The sequence below is a fragment of the Bacillus sp. ISL-75 genome, from assembly GCF_018613095.1.
In genome coordinates this window covers 1-18,272 of record NZ_JAGGQX010000052.1, presented here as the reverse complement: position 1 = coordinate 18,272, position 18,272 = coordinate 1, and the positions used below count along the sequence as shown (strand labels likewise).

Annotated in this window: 22 protein-coding genes and 1 riboswitch; of the genes, 8 read left to right on the top strand and 14 right to left on the bottom strand. The window is 38.7% G+C overall.

The annotated features are described in order from the left end of the window. Positions 1–24: 24 nt before the first annotated feature. From J7E63_RS20235 to J7E63_RS20205, 7 genes are all read right to left on the bottom strand, one after another. Positions 25–297, bottom strand: a complete 273-nt coding sequence (locus J7E63_RS20235; protein WP_214713210.1) for a MoaD-like domain-containing protein — start codon at positions 295–297, stop codon at positions 25–27. Between the two features lies 1 nt (position 298). Further along, on the bottom strand, positions 299–571 hold the full coding sequence (locus J7E63_RS20230) for a ubiquitin-like small modifier protein 1 (RefSeq protein WP_215015569.1): 273 nt from the start codon (positions 569–571) through the stop codon (positions 299–301). A gap of 128 nt (positions 572–699) precedes the next feature. Then, positions 700–1,056 (bottom strand): YisL family protein, encoded by a 357-nt coding sequence (locus tag J7E63_RS20225; protein WP_168242461.1) that lies wholly within the window; start codon positions 1,054–1,056, stop codon positions 700–702. Positions 1,057–1,200: 144 nt separating this feature from the next. Beyond that, positions 1,201–2,109, bottom strand: a complete 909-nt coding sequence (locus tag J7E63_RS20220) for a fumarylacetoacetate hydrolase family protein (protein WP_215015567.1) — start codon at positions 2,107–2,109, stop codon at positions 1,201–1,203. Between the two features lie 107 nt (positions 2,110–2,216). Then, positions 2,217–2,444, bottom strand: coding sequence for a type II secretion system F family protein (locus tag J7E63_RS20215; RefSeq protein WP_308161985.1), 228 nt, complete (start codon positions 2,442–2,444; stop codon positions 2,217–2,219). An 8-nt stretch (positions 2,445–2,452) separates the two neighbouring features. Further along, on the bottom strand, positions 2,453–2,644 hold the full coding sequence (locus J7E63_RS20210; RefSeq protein ID WP_215015565.1) for a hypothetical protein: 192 nt from the start codon (positions 2,642–2,644) through the stop codon (positions 2,453–2,455). Positions 2,645–2,663: 19 nt separating this feature from the next. Beyond that, positions 2,664–3,947: a TadA family conjugal transfer-associated ATPase gene (locus J7E63_RS20205; protein WP_251033639.1), complete on the bottom strand. Its 1,284-nt coding sequence runs from the start codon at positions 3,945–3,947 to the stop codon at positions 2,664–2,666. 129 nt (positions 3,948–4,076) lie between these two features. Beyond that, positions 4,077–4,163, bottom strand: a riboswitch (cyclic di-GMP riboswitch). 262 nt (positions 4,164–4,425) lie between these two features. Between J7E63_RS20205 and J7E63_RS20200 the strand changes: the two genes are divergently transcribed. Genes J7E63_RS20200 through J7E63_RS20175 form a run of 6 tightly spaced genes read left to right on the top strand, consistent with a single transcriptional unit; the run spans position 4,426 to position 6,423 of the window. Then, positions 4,426–4,647 (top strand): spore germination protein, encoded by a 222-nt coding sequence (locus J7E63_RS20200; protein WP_215015564.1) that lies wholly within the window; start codon positions 4,426–4,428, stop codon positions 4,645–4,647. Between the two features lie 17 nt (positions 4,648–4,664). Beyond that, on the top strand, positions 4,665–4,886 hold the full coding sequence (locus J7E63_RS20195; protein WP_214999696.1) for a spore germination protein GerPB: 222 nt from the start codon (positions 4,665–4,667) through the stop codon (positions 4,884–4,886). A 58-nt stretch (positions 4,887–4,944) separates the two neighbouring features. Next, a complete protein-coding gene (gene gerPC, locus J7E63_RS20190) occupies positions 4,945–5,559 on the top strand; it encodes a spore germination protein GerPC (protein WP_214732001.1) in 615 nt (204 codons plus the stop codon). After that, a complete protein-coding gene (locus tag J7E63_RS20185) occupies positions 5,556–5,732 on the top strand; it encodes a spore gernimation protein GerPD (protein WP_168242447.1) in 177 nt (58 codons plus the stop codon). Before gerPC ends, J7E63_RS20185 begins: the two co-directional genes overlap by 4 nt. 5 nt (positions 5,733–5,737) lie before the next feature. After that, positions 5,738–6,148 (top strand): spore germination protein GerPE, encoded by a 411-nt coding sequence (locus J7E63_RS20180; RefSeq protein ID WP_215015562.1) that lies wholly within the window; start codon positions 5,738–5,740, stop codon positions 6,146–6,148. Positions 6,149–6,204: 56 nt separating this feature from the next. Beyond that, the gene (locus J7E63_RS20175; protein ID WP_214713218.1) at positions 6,205–6,423 is read left to right on the top strand and encodes a spore germination protein; all 219 of its coding nucleotides are present in this window, start codon (positions 6,205–6,207) and stop codon (positions 6,421–6,423) included. A gap of 47 nt (positions 6,424–6,470) precedes the next feature. Here the strand turns inward: J7E63_RS20175 and addA are convergent, their stop codons facing one another. The 5 genes from addA to J7E63_RS20150 all read right to left on the bottom strand — a co-directional run bounded on the left by addA (position 6,471) and on the right by J7E63_RS20150 (position 16,141). Then, complete coding sequence (gene addA / locus J7E63_RS20170) at positions 6,471–10,307, bottom strand: helicase-exonuclease AddAB subunit AddA (protein WP_215015560.1); 3,837 nt, start codon at positions 10,305–10,307, stop codon at positions 6,471–6,473. After that, positions 10,304–13,786, bottom strand: a complete 3,483-nt coding sequence (gene addB / locus J7E63_RS20165) for a helicase-exonuclease AddAB subunit AddB (RefSeq protein WP_215015558.1) — start codon at positions 13,784–13,786, stop codon at positions 10,304–10,306. Before addB ends, addA begins: the two co-directional genes overlap by 4 nt. Positions 13,787–13,955: 169 nt before the next feature. Then, a complete protein-coding gene (gene lepB / locus J7E63_RS20160; protein ID WP_168242442.1) occupies positions 13,956–14,510 on the bottom strand; it encodes a signal peptidase I in 555 nt (184 codons plus the stop codon). Then, positions 14,500–15,165, bottom strand: coding sequence for a TVP38/TMEM64 family protein (locus tag J7E63_RS20155; protein ID WP_215015556.1), 666 nt, complete (start codon positions 15,163–15,165; stop codon positions 14,500–14,502). The genes lepB and J7E63_RS20155 overlap by 11 nt, the downstream gene beginning before the upstream one ends. Positions 15,166–15,205: 40 nt before the next feature. Then, complete coding sequence (locus J7E63_RS20150) at positions 15,206–16,141, bottom strand: LCP family protein (protein ID WP_215015555.1); 936 nt, start codon at positions 16,139–16,141, stop codon at positions 15,206–15,208. 272 nt (positions 16,142–16,413) lie between these two features. Between J7E63_RS20150 and J7E63_RS20145 the strand changes: the two genes are divergently transcribed. After that, positions 16,414–16,779, top strand: a complete 366-nt coding sequence (locus J7E63_RS20145) for a YhjD family protein (RefSeq protein ID WP_088086020.1) — start codon at positions 16,414–16,416, stop codon at positions 16,777–16,779. Positions 16,780–16,800: 21 nt separating this feature from the next. Here the strand turns inward: J7E63_RS20145 and J7E63_RS20140 are convergent, their stop codons facing one another. Next, positions 16,801–17,376, bottom strand: a complete 576-nt coding sequence (locus tag J7E63_RS20140; RefSeq protein WP_251033638.1) for a competence protein ComK — start codon at positions 17,374–17,376, stop codon at positions 16,801–16,803. A 191-nt stretch (positions 17,377–17,567) separates the two neighbouring features. Here J7E63_RS20140 and J7E63_RS20135 point away from each other — a divergent pair, with 191 nt between their 5' ends. Beyond that, positions 17,568–17,804, top strand: a complete 237-nt coding sequence (locus J7E63_RS20135; protein ID WP_088086018.1) for an IDEAL domain-containing protein — start codon at positions 17,568–17,570, stop codon at positions 17,802–17,804. Positions 17,805–18,084: 280 nt separating this feature from the next. Here the strand turns inward: J7E63_RS20135 and J7E63_RS20130 are convergent. Continuing rightward, positions 18,085–18,272, bottom strand: a 188-nt coding sequence (locus J7E63_RS20130; protein ID WP_215009856.1) for a transposase, incomplete at its 5' end; no start/stop codon positions are given.

The window sequence follows — 18,272 nt, the reverse complement described above, 5'->3', positions numbered from 1 at the left end:
TGACAGCGCTAACGCTATACTTAATTAACCGCCAATTCTTGTTGTTTTATAGCGGTAATTTTTGATTAACACATCTAGAGCATGATCGTCATTTGCACAAAAACGCACTTGGACGGTATTCACCTTAAAACTTGAAGTAAATGAAATTTCCTCTTCGGAGAGTATTTGACCCTTCCAGTTATCCGCTTCATAGACGTAAGGGAACCTATCTGTCCTCTGTAAAGCACCAAGTTCTTCAAAATACATGCCAAGATGTTCAATACTAATACCACGAAACTCTAAATCTCTAATGACCATATCAGCCCCCTGCAACAGGCGGAAAAAGAGCAAATTGATCCTTTTCTTCTACCTTAGTCTGAAGGTCATCAAGGTGGATGATATTTCTCCCGTTTACATAGACATGAACAAACGGAAGCAGTTCCTTTTCAGTTGTAAAGATTTCACTTTTTAATGCCGGAAACATTTCTATCATTTTATCAAGAACATCTATCACCCGTTCACCATCAGGCTGAACGTCTACCGTTACCCCACCACATATTTGCCGGAGATTAGCAAACACTTTTACGAGCATATGGATCTCTCCTCTCTACTTATTTCAATATTAAAACCAAACTAAGCAGTTGTCACGTTGTTTATCATTTTCGCAGATTTAAAAAGGCAGCCGATATGCTCGGCAGCCTTTACTAGTTACATTAGGTTTTATGGGTGTAAAAATGACATCGGCAATCTTCCGCCAAGATATAAAACAAGCAACCATGCGATCACAAATTGAATCCAAAATACAGAAGTCCTTCTCTTATTCGCAACGCGGCTAAGGATCATTTCAAATAATCCGATTACCCATAGCCCGACAACCGCTTTTAATATATACCAAACGTCAATTCTGTAAACAGAAAATAGAAGACCTACACCTGTTGCAATGATAAGCAAATATAATACTCGTAAAATCATTTTAACGATTTTAGCACCTTTTTCTTTCCCACTTTTATGTAAAAAAAGCGCAACAACAAATAAGATTAGTGCTAAAAGCCATGCCGTGATATGACCGTGAATCAAGATAGTTCCTCCTTATGTATGATATTTCATTTATTTCGAACCTATCATACCATAATCAACCAACAAACACGAAAAAAAGTAAGGAAAATATAGTAACAAACTTGGAAGTTCTATCTATCATTTTAGTAGGATTAGAAATAAAACCTAATCCTGAATGGTATTTTGCAGTGTTCCAACCTTTTCAATGGTGACTTCCATCTGGTCGCCAGGGGATAAAAATTTAGGAGGCTTAAACCCTTTTCCTACTCCAGCAGGTGTACCAGTCGCTATAATATCTCCTGGTTCAAGTGTCATTCCGGCTGAAAGAACGGAGATAATCTCCTCAATCGGAAAAATAAAATTCTTTGTATTTGAGTTCTGTCTTACTTCCCCATTTACTCTTGTTTCTATATGTAAATGGTTTGGATTTTCAATCACACTTTTATGGACAATCCATGGTCCCATCGGACAGGTAGTATCTAAGCTTTTACCAATAAAAAATTGCTTGTGTCTTGATTGCAGGTCTCGTGCGGTCACATCATTCAGAATGGTATAACCAAAAATGTAGTCGAGAGCCTCCTCTTTTTTTATCGCCCTTCCCTTTTTACCGATGACGACAGCTAGCTCCCCTTCATAATCAAGTTGATCTGTTACATCTTGATGGTTTAGGACTGTTTCATTGGGTCCAATAACCGTTGTAGGGGCTTTCGTAAAGACCATTACATGTTCCGGGATATCTGCTTCACTTCCCATTTCAATCGCATGTTCTGCATAATTTTTTCCCACACAGAAAATATTCTTGTTTGGTCTTGGAATAGGAGCTAGCAAGGTAACTTCTTCCAAGGAGACATATAAAGATGCAGCATGTCCACCACTAATTACCCAATCGTGCAAAACTTGGACTTGTTCGATAAAACTTTCTCCTAAATCGATACATTCCTGCATTGAAGAAGGAAAACTTCTCTTCCCTGTACTTGCTTCTTCAGCAGAATTTAATAAAAGTACTTTTGATTCATCTTGGTCAACTAAACCAACAAACGTTTCATGATTATGTTCTACCGTTACAAATTTCATCGTTTCACCTCAATTTTTTCATTAATTACACTTAATATATTAAAAGAAACAAATCAAACGAACAAATTTAAATTAAAAAAGGGCCGACTCCTTTATAGAGGTCCGCACTAACTATTCTTGAAAGTTTCTAAGATTTGAAGAATTGCCGGTCCAAGTAAAACAATAAAGAGACTTGGGAAAATAAATAATATTAATGGAAATAGCATTTTTATTGGTGCTTTCATCGCTGTCTCTTCTGCTCGTTGTTTTCTCTGTTCTCTGACTTCATTCGATTGGACTCGGAGCACCCGAACCATGCCTATTCCTAATTTTTCTGCCTGTAAAACATTGCTGATAAAAGCTTTTACAATATCGACATCAAGCCGATTCCTAATACCTGATAGTGCTTGGTTTTTTTTACCTTTTCATCGTTCATTAATAAGTAATGCTGCACTCGATCCTGAACCTTATTTTCTGATAAAAACAACAACCTAAAGATTGACCAGAATAACATAATCGCCGTTAATAGGATGAAGATTAGGAGAAGCCCTATCATTGCCGCCACTCCTCATTTTCTATAAACACGGACGACGGAATATGAACCCTGATGCCTCCAGACGATCATAAAACTTAGGGCGGACACCGGTAGGCACAAGCCTTCCGATTATTTTCCCTTTTGAGTTAAGTCCTTCTTGTTTAAAAGAGAAGATATCTTGGAGAACGATAATTTCCCCTTCCATCCCTTGTACCTCAGTTATATTGACAATTTTTCTTGTTCCGTCCTTTAAACGTGTTTGCTGTATAATCACATCAATTGCCCCGGCAATTTGCTCCCGAATTGCTTTAATCGGCAGATCGACTCCTGCTAAAAGAACCATTGTTTCCAACCGGGCAATCATATCCCTTGGACTATTGGAGTGCCCGGTTGCTAGTGAACCATCATGACCAGTGTTCATTGCCTGAAGGATATCAAGCGCTTCTCCCCCACGTACTTCCCCAATAATCACGCGGTCTGGTCTCATCCGAAGTGAGTTCCTAACAAGATCTCTAATGGAGATGGCTCCTTTACCTTCTATATTAGGAGGACGTGACTCTAGGGAAATCACATGCTCTTGTCCCAACTGAATCTCGGCTGCATCCTCAATTGTTACGATTCTTTCATCATCTGGGATAAAATTTGACAGTACATTGAGTGTGGTTGTTTTACCAGATCCCGTTCCTCCGCTGACAAACATATTTAACCGTGCTTTCACGCAGGCATCAAGAAAAATAGCCATTTCCTCTGTAACTGTTCCAAGGTTAATTAAATCTTCAATCTGATAGGGATCCTTTGAAAATTTCCTGATTGTTATTGTTGGTCCATTTAATGCCAATGGAGGAATGATCGCATAAACACGCGAGCCATCAGGAAGTCTGGCATCTACCATTGGAGAAGTTTTATCTATTCTTCTTCCAAGCGGGGCAACGATTTTGTCTATTACATTCATGACATGTTCATTGTCTCGAAATTGGACTGGCGTTAACACCAACTTCCCTTTTCGTTCACAGTATACTTGGTTAGGTCCGTTCACCATTACCTCTGAAACATCTTCATCTAAAAGTAGAGGATTAATTGGTCCAAAGCCAGTTAAGTCGTTTATTAGTTCATCAACTACTTTTTTTCGATCTATTTGCCCACGGAACTCTTCTTCTTCCTTTATTATTTCGACTGCCATTCCGTCTAACTTTGGAATGATTTCCTCAATTTCCTGCTCTTTTAACTCTTGTAAAATTTTCTTATGAAGAACATTCTTTAATTCCTGATGTTTGTTAGCTTTTTTCGCCATTTCATTTTCCTCGTCCATTAAAGGTATCTTCAACAATTTTCACCTCCGTGAAATAGAAATAGCCCCACCTTTACCAAAGGGGGGATAGAATTCATAGAACAACCATATATACATAGAAAACCTATGCAGACATAGAATATCTATTATGAAACACCCTGATCTTTCGGTAACTGGCTAGCTTAGTGCAAATGCACCTTAGCCCCTGTAGCTTTGCGTCACTGATTTTCATCAGCTTTGCCTTTATCGAGACTCAGTGTTTATTTTTCCGACTGATCTCTTAATCACATAATAGAACGTTCTACCCTTATCGGATATCCTACTATTTTATCATTTCTCATCGTAAATCATAGGTTAATTGAACTATTTTTTATCCATACCCCTAAGAACAAATAAATAAAAGTGTAAATAAACTTAAATGACCTCGGTTTCCAATATATTTGGGCGAATCAATCACATTCCCTGTGCCCATACATAGGATGTAGAAGATACTATGAAAAAAAGGGTGTTGAAAATGCCAGCGATTGTGGGAGTTGCACAGGTCATTACACTTGGCAGCAGTTCTGTTTTCCATATTGGAGATGTTTATAAAATAATGCCATTTTCTACAGCAAAAACCTTTTCCGGTGCTGGTTCCTTTAACACAGGGGAAAGCTTACGGCTCCAAAATAATGTTAGTTCCACGAATACCAATGATTCTGATGTTTACGATCAAGGAATTGCACTTAATGCTTAATGAATGGGTGATTTCAAATGAATTTCTATATCCAGCAGTCCATTCAGATTAATTTTATTAAAATTGGCGGGATTACCAATTCCTCCGTCCTACAAATAGGCAGTGCGGGGATTATCAAACCTACATCTCATTTATATAATACCGGTGGATTTACACAACCCGCACCAAAAACTTCAGGCTCTTTATTAGGGACACCAGCCGTACCATTACAAGCTGCTGTAAGAGAACAAGATAGGTAAGCTCCCTATCATATAGAAATCGATAAACTTATTGGCGAAATAATTGTGAGGTGATTACATGTATCAGGATTATTCCCAATATCTTCAATGGCTACAGATGTGTATTCAAGCACAGGAGCAGCGAATTCTAACTTTAGAGAACGCTCTCCAAAAAATGAAAGAAGATATCAAACAATTAAATGAAAAAAAAGCCATCCATGTTGATAAAATTGAATATAAATTTGATCAATTGAAAGTTGAGACTCTTGAAGGAACATTAAACATAGGTCTAAACCCATCCGAATTATCAGGAATCGAGGACTTCGCAGTACAAAATCAATCCTTAACCACACCAATATCACCCAAGGATCAAATGCAAAGATCAATGAAAATCGAGGAAGCTATTTACAGATATTTAGAAACAGATTTACCTCAATTAGTTGAAAATGCCCAAAGGGAATTAACCGTTCAACCGAATGATGAATATTTATCGTTCATAAAACAAGACATCATTAAACAGCTTCCTATCAGGATTGAACAACATATAAACGCCCATTCCTCTGGCAGCCGCTCTTTTGAAAATGCGCCTTCGGACGATTTAGTTATTGAAGCATTAAAAAAGGAAATTCAAAATGGGGTATTTGTTTTTTTCAGCAATTTACCTGAAAATATGAAAGGGATGAAAACAGAATGAACTTCGAGGTTTATAACCGAGAACTCTTTGTCCAAAACATAAAAATCACTGGGGTGGCAAGCTCATCGTTAGTAATGGTGGGAGATACGGAAACGATCCAATTGGCCTCAACCTTTGATACCCCTGCAGAATCGCTAATCATAGGTCCGTTTGTTCCCCTATCACCGGAGTGACCATCATGTTGCAGAGAACCTCTTGTGTAGACACTATAAATATTAAGATTGCCTCATTTTCCTCTACGGTACAGCTAGGGGATTCCTGTATCATTAATGGACTTTCAAGAGCACTTGCTGTCCAAAGGGAAGCTGAAGTATTTTATGGAAATGAGGGGAATTTATCCTCTTATCGAGTCTTTTCCGAACCTATTCCTTTTCTACCTATCAATGAACCTTTTTCATACTCCCGTCAAAATCCAAACCCACTAATTAAGGTAAGTAAAATTGATATTATCGGGATATCATCATCTTCCCTTTTACACGTTGGGAACAGCCGCCATGTTTCCATGGAGGCTAGAATTAAGCATATTCGACAGTTACTTCCTATTCAAAGAAAAGAAGAAGAAGTAGTGGAAGAACAGGGACAAAGATAAAAGCATAAGTTACTTTAAGGGAAAATGCCGGGAATATACTAAAAAGGATGTTTGTCATGCCAGCGATTATTGGTCCTGTCCAAATCGTTCACGTAAGTGGAGGTATAGTGCAATTTGGAGATACCGTGTATATCTCTCCAAAGAGCACCTCAAAGACAAATGCTGGTTCAGGTGCATTTAATACTGGTGGATTTATCGTATCGAATTCCGGATTAAGTGGAACCAATGTTCTTGATACCAAGTTAATTGACCAGCCAATTGTCGGGAATAATTAAAAAATGACATAAACCATCCTAAATGGTCTATGTCATTTTTTGTTCGTTTAATCCTTTTCAACCTTCAAAATATGTGCTCCATCAAAGAAAAACAAGTACCTTTCTGTGACCTTTCTTTTCCATATTTGTTCAATTGCTCTTGTATATAAGTTAATTTGCATCTTGTAACGGTCTTCAAGTATGGACTTTGCTTGGTCAAACCCACCTTTATACCTGTCGGAAATTTGATCCGTTTTATAATCGACCAAAATAAGACCGTTTTCTTCCTCAAAGACACAGTCAATGATCCCTTGTACAAAAACAGATTCTTCTTCATCCTTCCAAGTGGGGTACACATCACGAGCAGGCATGGAAAGGGTAAAGGGAACCTCTCTGTTGATTGCTTTTGCGTTAAAATATCTAATCCCTAAATCTGAATGAAAGAATTGAACAATTAAATTTTTATCAATGACCTCTGCTTGGTCAGAGGTTAACAATTCGTTGTTTACCATCCATGTTAACTGTTCCTGGAGAGATTCTTGACTAACTGAATTGGTTAAATCTACGTGCTGGAGAGATTCTTGACTAACTGAATTGGTTAAATCTACGTGCTGCATAACCATATGCATGGCAGATCCCCGTTCAGCTGGACTTAATTGCTTTTCCTGCATAAATTTCGGGCGTTTAACTATCGACTTTTTATAGCGATTCACATGGTTCACAAGGTCCGTCCCACTTTGTTCATCTGCCATTTCTCTTTGGCGTTTCATTTCAGAAACGGATTGCTTGGAGCGATGGGCTGCGGCACTTGGGAAGGAATATTCCCAGTCTAAGCGCGACTTAATTTCTTCAACAAATGGCGACGTGGCTGGGACATGTTCCCCTTTTTGGACCATTTCAAGAAATTGGTCTTCATTCATTCCGATTTCTAATTCCGTCTTCTTGATTTCTTCTGCACTTATTAGTGAAATTTTCCATGAAGAAGGATGACTTGTAATTTCCTCAGGAACAAGGGCATTTCCCGTACCACTAAGCCTTAGTTCATTGGCGTCCTGATGGCGAACAAGCGCTGGTCCAATCCAGTCAATATAGCTTGAAACCGCTGCCCGCTCATAATCCTTTAACAACCATTCTGTATGGGAGGAAACTTCATTCCATTGGTCGATTTTTTTTTGCGCATCTTTAAGCGTAGCCGTTAAATAAAGTTTTTCTTTCGCCCTTGTCATCGCCACATATAACACGCGCATTTCTTCCGCGAGCATCTCCATTTTCTTTTTTCGCTTAAAAGCAATTTGTGGTAAGGATGGGTAAGAAATCCTTTTTTCCGCATTTACATACTTAGATGCAAATCCGTATTCTTTATCGAGCATATATGGTTTCCGAACATCAGCCATATTAAAAGTCCGTGCCATTCCCGCCATGAATACAACGGGAAATTCAAGTCCTTTACTACTATGGATGGTCATAATCCGAACAACGTCTTCTTGCTCACCAAGTGCCCTTGCTGCACCAAGATCGTCCCCTCTTTCAATCATTCTCTCGATAAATCGAAGAAACCTGAACAGTCCACGGAACGATGTTTGTTCGTATTGTCTAGCTCTGTCATATAATGCCCGTAAATTAGCTTGACGCTGTTTTCCCCCTGGTAAACCGCCGACAAAGTCATAAAACTGGGTATCACGGTAGAGCTGCCAAATTAACTCCGACAACGAACCCTGCCTTGCCACCCCGCGCCAATCTGTTAGAAAGTCATAAAAGCGGCGCAGCTTTTCGTAAAATTCGGCCGTATTTTTGGCTTCTTTACTCTTGCAAAAAGCGGTAACAGCCTCCCAAAAAGAACCTCGCTTCTGATGAATGCGGATGATTGATAGTTCTTCTTCGTTCAACCCAACGATGGGTGAGCGTAAAACAGCTGCAAGCGGTATGTCTTGGAAGGGATTATCAATAACTCGTAGTAATGAAATCATAATTGCCACTTCGGTTGCATTAAAATACCCTGTTGAAAGATTAGCATAAATAGGAATCCCTTGTTGCTTAAACTCTTCGATAATTTGCGGAGCCCAAGTCATTGAACGGAGCAGGATGACTGTATCCCGATACATAAACGGCCGATTGGATTTGGTTTTTGTAGTATATACCGGTGCTCCACTTGCTACTAGCTCTTTTATTTTAGAAGCAATTATCCTCGCTTCGAGTTGGGATTGTTCAAGACCGATAGCATCAAATTCTTCTAGTTCTGACACCTCTGTCTCGCCTTCCGTTACAGGCGACCCATTATCCTGTGCATTTTGATCAATAAGCAAAAGTTCTACCGGATAGGGCTCGTCGTCTGGATACGGTGCGCCAGCACGCAACTCTGCCGCCTCATCGTATTCGATTTCACCAACTTTAATCCCCATAATTTGTTTAAATAAATAATTGGTTGCATCGAGCACTTCTTTTCGGCTTCGGAAATTTCTTGCTAGATCAATACGTAGTCCCGTAGAATCTCCGTCGGCTTTAAAGCGATTATACTTGCCTAAGAAAAGGTTCGGCTCAGCCAAACGAAAGCGATAAATCGACTGCTTAACATCTCCGACCATAAACATATTACCATTCAACTCATCCTTTTTAGTTACAAGCTTTAGGATGGTTTCCTGGACCATATTAGTGTCTTGATATTCATCGCAATAGACCTCTTTAAAATGCCTTTGGTAAGCGAGTGCCGCCTCGGATGGAAGAAATTCTCCCTCTGCTGAGATTTCCTTTGTCAAAATTGCAAGGCAGTAATGCTCTAAATCTGCATAGTCTACAAGCCCTTTTTCTCTTTTTACCTTTTCAAACCGCAGAGAAAATTCTTTGATAATATGAACTAGCGTTTCTATTAACGGCCGCATCTCATCCATATCACGTAAAAAGCTTTCAGGCTTTCGCGTAAATAGCTCTTCTTTGATATCTTGGATTTTTTTCTTCGCTTTTTCTCGAAGTTTTTGGGCCTTCTCTGTCAGCTCTTTATCATAGTGGTCACCTTTCACTTGCTTTGCCCGTGAAAAAGACCAGGTCTGCATTGCTTGATATAGAGTTTCCCATGAGTCCTGCTTGGCAAGAAGAAGAGTATCAATTATCTTTAAATCATCTAAAAAGTTTTCAGCTCTCGGTGCCGGTCCGCCAGGGAGCTTTGTTACTTCTAATCCCCGCTTAATCATTTCTCTGGAAGCTTCTAGTTGCAACTCAATATCAAAAAGAAGTGCCTGAATAAAGGAGAGTTCGGCTAGATTATTAATTGCTGAAACATCATACATACGAATGATTGACTTTAAATATTGGTCCGGTAAGGGATTGGAGCGAGCAAAATCGTATATCGACCGTACAATATCCATTAATGCAGCATCACTTCGATCACTTGTGAATGAATCGACCAAGTTGAAGAATGCCACATTATCTTTTTTCCCGTATTCTTCTTCAAACAACTCGTCCATCACTTCATCTCGGATTAATTGTGCTTCTGTTTCATCGGCAATTCGAAATCCAGGATCGACATCGATTAAGTAATAATACTTTCGAATCACTTCCATACAAAAGGAATGAAGTGTTGAAATCGATGCTTTATTTAATAAGCTCAGTTGCTTTCTTAAATGGCGCGACCACGGGTCTTCATCAATGGCTTTTTCTAATGCTTCCCCAATCCGATGGCGCATTTCTGCAGCAGATGCATTCGTAAAGGTCACCACCAATAATTCATCGACATTCATCGGGTCTTCTTTTGACAGGATTTTTTGGATCATTCTTTCCACTAGGACAGCCGTTTTTCCCGAACCTGCTGCTGCTGCAACTAAGATGTCTCGATCCTTTGACATAATTGCTTTCCATTGGTCGTCTGTCCATGTCACGTCTTCTGGTTTAGGGGGTATGACGAAATTTCTCAAGATTGACGTACCTCCTTCCTAATTAGTTCTAAAACATCTTCCTTCGAGTGTGGTGTGAGAACCCGGAATTGATTCGTTTCAATTGATTCATCAAATTGACATACTGATTTATAAGAACAAAATGTACAAGGTGTTTTGTCCTTTAATTTATATGGAGCAATGTCTATTTGACCATCAATAATGGCGTTACCTGTTTTCTGATATAAATTCCGGACATACGTTTTCAAATCGTCAAATTCCGATAAACTGGCAACCTTGGATTTTTTGGATAAATTTCCATCCTTTTTTATTCCTGCAGCAATAATATGCGAATCACCAGATTCAAGTGTTTGATCCATAAGCCGGATCACATTTTGATCGCTTAACATTAATCCATTCATCTTAAACTTTTTCATCATTTCCTTTTCAATTTCATCAATCGTTAGCATTTTAGTTGTATTAATGAATGGATTATGGACGTGAAAATAGAGGACACCCGCAGGACTAGCTTTCATCTCAACCAATTCATTCGAATGGGTCATGACAATATCAAGGTAGGTTAACATTTGCAGGGCAAGTCCATAATATACTTCGCTAAAATTGACATCCTTTTCACTTGATTTATAATCAATCACTCGTAAAAAGACGCTGTCGTCTTCCGCTTTTGCCTGGTCGACTCTGTCAATTCTTCCGGCCAATTCCATTCTCTTTCCATTTTTCAGTGAAAATGTTAGTGGCGGCAGTTTTCCATTGGGTCCAAAGCCTAATTCCAAACCAATCGGTGAGAATCCACTTACCTTTGCATGCTCACTTAATACGACAGAAGCGCGTGTAATAATTTGCTCCAATTTCCGTTTAATATAATGATGGCGCTCTGAGCTTAACAATATTTCGTTTTGCAGTTTAGGGGCTAGTGACTTGACCGCTTCCTTAGAAAGGTTTTCACATTGTTTCCTCGATAGCTCGGCCCAAGAAAGGTTTTGTTCATTAACAATATCTGCAATCTGCTTTAATGCCGCATGAAACAGCTCCCCAATATCCGGTGCCTCCAAACGAAAAACTTGCCGGTCACGAAGCTTTAGTCCATGCTGAGCGAAATGAGAAAATGCGCAGGAGTTATATAATTCCATTCTAGAAACACTGGCTTGAATGGCCTCACCATATAATTCATCCGCTGAGTCTTTAGAGAGCTGTACGGCTAAATTTGTATAAAAAAGGCTTGAAAACACTTTTTGAGCTTTGGCCTTTCCAGAACTTCCAAGGTAATAGTTATATACATCCCACCATAAATTTGAAATGGGGTACCCTCGCTTTTTCCATTGAAGCTGTGCATTAAGATAGGATAATGTCGTCGTAAAATTTGAAATAAAGCCTAGTTGACTTGATTCCGAAACCTGTGATGGGTCTGTCACATAAAATAGCTCAATAGCATCAGGAAACATATCTTTTATTCTCTTAATATACGAAGATGGAATTAACGCTTTTCCTTCATCATTCGCAAGTGGATAACTAACATAAAGGGCTTCTGATGGTGCCGTAAAAGCTTTATAAGCAAGAAAATTTTCATCCAGCAAACGTGTCCGGCTGCTTGGTGCGATTTTAACACCTGTTGATAGGAGCATTTCCCTGTCTTCATCAGAGAGGATTCCTTCATCAGATATTTTTGCAGGCAAAATTCCTTCATTGACGCCAACTACGAATTCTACTTTGATTTCATTTAGCCTTGATTTTTCTAAATCTCCAATCAGTACCTGATCAAGTGCCGGCGGAATAAGTGAAAAATGTAAGGATTCAAATCCTGACTCTAAAACAGCAGCAAACGCCTTTAATGTGACTTGCTCTTCCCCTAGAATTTCAACATATTGGTCCAGGAGATCAATCACAGCATTCCATACTTGTTCATGCTCCCGCATTTTTACAAGATTACCTTTTTCTTCGGCAGCTGCTTTCCATTTTTCAAGCTTTGTTGGGACATCCAATTCCTCTAGCAGCAAATAGATGGCTTCACAAAACTTTCGGCCTGAATCCGCTTTTTTCAAACGTCTTGATAACCGTAAAATGGGTGCAGTTACCATAAGCTTTAATTCATTTAACTCTTGTTCCATTTCTTTTTCAAGGTCTGTTTGCGAGTTTACCTCTAATTCCAGTCCTCGAATGCGTCGATAGCTCCAACGCTCTTTTTTCGTCCATTTACTTCCGTTAATTCCGTAAGCTAAACAATAATTCTCTAGTCTATCCATTTTCTCACGCATTTTTGCTGGCTTTTCTTGAAGGGGATATAGCAATTCTGTCTTTATCACTCTGAACACCGGCTCATAGCGCCAGTAGGAATTAATGACTTCAAGGCTTGAGCGAATGAATTCGATCAATGGATGGTTCAGCATCGTTCTTTTTTGGTCAATAAAATAGGGAATCTGATAATCGTCGAAAACTGGTTCAACAATCTCATGATAGTCCCCGCCATTTCGAATTAATAAAGCGATATCCCGGTACCGGTATCCCTTTGTCCTTACTAATTGGCGAATCTCTCTTGCAATCCCTTCAATCTCAGCTCTACGGTTTACGGCTTGGCAAATATTAATTTTTGTCTCACCAACATATGATACTGCGGGCCGGGCATCAAATTTTTCTTCAAAGTGACTTAAAGACGGCTCAGTCCATTTTCTTTGTTCTTTTAGAACAACAGACTGCTCGATTTCAATACCATTAGCTTTAGCTAAATTATAGAGAGAATAACTAGTCTCACCTGATAAGCGAAACAGATCAAGCTCATCCGGTGGAGAATCAATCGAGAGGTGATCAGTCGTCAATGCAATTGAAACGTCTTTACAATGTTTCATCAATTCGATCATTACTTGATATTCCTGCGGTGAAAAACTATAAAAACCATCAATATAAATTTCTGCATCTTTTAAATATGAAGAGAAGGATACTTTCTCGGATAGGAGTTGAAAGTAATCCTCCGAATCGATATATTTACCAAATACTTCGTCCTCAAACTTTTTATAGATCATTTCTAAATCTTGAAGTTTATCATTTAAGGCATTGGTATCTTCACCCGATAAGGATGAGCCTTGAATTAGCTCCTCTGGCCTAATACAGTAACGTTTAAATTCTGTTATCATTTGCTCAAGCTTCTGGATAAAACCATTCTTATCTGCAGCTCGCTGAAAAAGCTTTAGTTGTTCCTTTTGCTCATCGATGATTTTGCGTATTAACATACTCATCCCGACACTACTTAAATGTGTTCGGCTAATCCCGCCTGTTTCTTGCAAGATACGCCAAGCCAAGCGGGAAAAACTATAGACTTGGGCACGAATCATTCCGCTAATTGCCGGGTCAGTTGCCAAGCGATATTCAGATAAAAACGTCATCTGTTCTGGAACGATATAAATGATCGGTGTCCCATCTGGATTTTCCACAAGCCGCCCCTTTATTTCATCAAGGAACATAGCTGTTTTTCCGCTTCCTGACCGACCGATTACCATTCTTAATGACATATAAAAACCTCGCTTTCCACAACCACTCATAAACTTTATATCTCTCATTCTATCATAAAACAAGCACAAACGTTTGTATTGCCATAAAACAGATTAGAGGCAGAAATGGTAATTTTATGACAGAAAAAAACACGATTTAATCATCGTGCTCCTCCCTTAAACTATTCATCTAAAAATGGACGTCCATTTCATTTAATGGCCAATAACGTAAATCAACTTTGCCGACAACTTGACTAGCTGAGATAAAACCGAATTGGCGGCTGTCCCAACTACCTAATCGATTATCACCAAGGACAAACAATTTCCCATCAGGAACTATATTTTCACCGGTTATTTCCTTTAAACTGAAATCTCCAGTAATCCTGATTCCAGGTGATTTTTGTTTATAAACATTTAAAAATGGCTCCTCATACTTGTGCCCATTTATATACAATAGATCATCTCGATATTCAATTTTATCCCCTGGCAGCCCAATAATACGTTTGACAAAGTCCTCTTTTTCATTGGCATGAAAAACGATGACATCAAATCTGTTCAATTCCCCGACTTGATAACCAAGCTTGTTGACTACCAGTTTGTTACCATCCTGTAGCGTCGGCATCATCGATTCGCCTTCTACCACATAATTTGAAAAGAAAAATGTACGAATAAAAGCAAAAATAATGATACCAATCGCAAAAGCCTTTGCCCATTCCATGCCTTCCTTTTTCCATTCAATCTTCATTAAAGCTCCTCCGTTTCTCCTGCTTATAATTTCTATCTATTTCACCATTATGGTCAGTTTCCGTGCCCTTATTCATTCTGCCTTCAATTCTTTTACCAACATACCAAAGAATGAAAATAACAAGCAAAACTACAACAGTCCGAAGAGGCTTCGTCAGTAATGACTGAATATCATAGCCAACAAAACTAATCGTGAAAATCATCACCATTTTCCCAATACACACGGACAGCATGTATTGGGAAAATCGAATTTTGGAAAGACCAGCGACAATGTTAACAACTGCCGAGGGTGTAAATGGAAAACAAAGCAGTAGAAAGAGTGGGCCAAACCCATGACGATCTACCCAGTCCATTAGCTTACGGACTTGAGGGTGCTTAGGTAAAAAGGATAATAACCTTTTTTGCCCATACCTTCTAATAAGCGAAAATACGAGCATTGCTCCGATACAGGCTCCAAGCCATGAATACAAAAATCCTAACCAAAGTCCAAAGGCACTGGCATTAGCCATTACAAATAAAAACAATGGGAGAAATGGCAAGAATGCTTCAATGACAATAAGCAATATACCTGGTATGGGTCCAAGGGCTCGGTATTCTTGAATAAGACTCATAATATGTTCAAGCGTAAACCATGCTTTTAGTGATTCAATATCCATCCGGTTTCTCCTCATTTTTACTAATTAGCTGTGCCTATGATTACTTTGTAATAAATTGATGGAGTGCCTCTTTATTTTTTTCGGCATCGATCTCTAATACGGCTCCCTCCCCTGAAATTCGAGCATCGGAATAGCTATTTTCAACAGGAATCCGTAACGTATCGATATTTCCTCGATCATTCGAAAAGAAATCTTTAGCCATAAATGTTATGTCGGAAGTGCTCATATTTGTATTCACATAAGGCGTGACAACTCCAATTAGCTTCGGGAGTTTTGGAATCGTTTGGAGGCCCATCAATTGGTCCCCAATGGCCTTAACCGCTTTTTGTTGACGTTCTACCCTTCCAAAATCACCAATCGCATCATGACGGTAGCGGACATACCCGAGCATTTCTGCTCCATTTAATTTTTGTAGACCTGGTTCTAAAGTGACATCAATATTTTTTGACATTTTCTTTTCCACATCTATCTCTACACCATTGGGGAATGCTTCATCAATTAGTTGCACAAATCCTTGAAAGTCCACAATGACATAGTATTGGAGGTCAATATCAAAATTTTGCTTAATCGTTTGTCTCATTAATTCTGGACCACCGCGTGCGAATGCGGAGTTAACTTTATGCTGTCCATGCCCCGGAATCTCAAGGTAACTGTCCCTCATAATAGAAGTTAGTTTAAATGTTCCTTTGTCTTCATTATAATGAACAATCATGATTGTATCTGCCCGAGATTTTTCCTTTCCTCTAGCATCACTACCAAGCACAAGGATATTTGTCCCTCCATACTGATCCTTTTTTCCTTCGAAAGCATAGACAACATTTGATGCTTTGTTATTCATTTTTTTTAATGATTGGTTAACGCCCTGCTTGTATTGATAATAAGCATAACCTGCCCCTGCACCTATTAGCAGTAAGAAGACAAGTAAGACGGATGGCCATCTTCTCTTTTTCTTGGTTTGATATTTATCAGATCTCATTGTTTATCACCTATTCATCCAGGTTTTTTATTCTCCTAAATTTATGACTGTTTTTTCTTTTTTCAGGGTTTCTTCATTTAATTCATTTTCCCCTATCAGTTATCCTTCTATTAATAAAAACTTTCTCATATATCAACTAAACATTTCAATAAATAAAACTCGTCCAATGACGAGTTTTTGTAAATGGAAAGTCCTATTGCTTTTGACGGTTCTTTTTTGTAAAATAAAGAAGAACGTTTGTTCGATTAATATAGAAAGGTGTGACTGAAAAAATGACCAGAATCCCCGAAGATGATCGAGACATAATGGAAAAGGCTATGTATTTACCAATGGTTCTAATTATCTTAAACAGGGATTTAACTGTAGTTGCAAATAGCCCGTTTAAATTAAAACAACCATATTTGGATTTGATTGAGGAAACGATGAAGGAGATCCAAAGGGAACTTGCTGAGGTAAAACTATATATGAAAAAGAATAAACTTCAGGTGATTGAAACAAAACGGGACGATGCTTTTACGTTATACAGGTTTATTTATAAAGGCTATGAAGAAAATCATAATTACTTTAATCCAAGAATCCGCAACAAAGTTCAAGAATTAATGGAGGCCTATTTATTAAAAAAACATCTGTCCCGTTAATAGTTAAGAAAATTCAACCCTTTATTTCGGGTCTTTTAAATGGGAATCAGCATCATATTCACGGGATCTTTCCAAGGCATTTAACGACTGGGGCCCGTTAGGCTGATAAAATAACTTTCTCCCATTACTTTCTATTCTTTGCAAAAGTTTTGTTTTTAGTAATGAGGTTCTTAACATTTGCCCCTCAATTGTACCAATTGAAACTGGAAAAACATGAGATTGCTTATTGCGGAAAATAATCATCGTTTTCTTAGAGGATACGCGACGATAACACTCCACATGCTCAAGTGAAATCCATATACACTCAGGAGTTTGCGGCGATACGGTAGGAAAAAAATAGATGTGGTTAATTGGTTCAATAACAATTGGGATTTTTCGAGAATAGCCAATTAGTTGTCTTGTTCCCTTTTTCCTGCTTTCGTAATCAACACCAAAATAAACGCAGCCTTTTTTGATGATATCCAATGGCTTAAAGGGTGACAAGAATTCATCTTCTAATTCTACAGCACGTGAATAAATTTTCCCTCCATATGTCACCGGTTCTACAAACATCGTCCACGTATTTATCTCATATTCTTCGATTTGAGGATGCTTCAACCCATTCAACTCCTTTTCATATTATCCACCATATCTTACCACTACTGGTTTTTAATTCCCTCACTTTTCTGAATTGTTCCTAATTTATTCACAAAATTCATGTAAAGAAATATTTATCAGAAAATTATAAAAACTAATGATATTCTTCCAAAAAAACCATATAATTTTAAAAAGCAACAGGGGTGATTTTCATGAATGAAAAATCATACACGGAATTAATGAAACTAGGAGCCATGAAACGAAATCGTCTAAAGGAGAACTTCGTCCAAGATTTATACATCGAAATGCTGCTGTCCGAAATTCAACTAAAAGTAGAAAAAGAAAAATTATTACAGAAAATTGATGTGGCCATTGATTGTCAAGACAAAAAGTCATTCCTCCTTCTATCCGGACAGCTCAATGAAATCAACAAACGATTTGGAACGTAGAATTTTGTTAAAGCCGTCATAGATGACGGCTCAGGCTGTCGAGAAACTTTCGACAGCCTCTTATTTTCTACAATAACTTTAATAATTCACCGCGTTAATTCGTTATAATATTATTAATATATAGGCTTTTCAACATGTCTGTTGATTTGCGCTCCAGGCACTTCGCTTTCCGCGGGCGTGCCGGGGAGCCTCCTCGGCGCTGAAGCGCCTGCGGGGTCTCCCCTGCCCCGTACTCCCGCAGGAGTCTGCGTGCCTTCCGCGGAAATCAACAGGGAGGTAATCAACCTAAAGAATTGCAACACACTTTTTCTAGCCTTGCTAATTGTGTTGCAATCTTTTTCATATTTTGGCAGGCTGCCGTAAGGAGAGCCTGTTCGCTTGCTTTCTTCAATCCCCGTAACCGGCAATAGCGAAGCCCGTGCAGCTCTTTTGAGTCTGCGAAGCTTCGCTCAATTTTTTCCTTTCTAA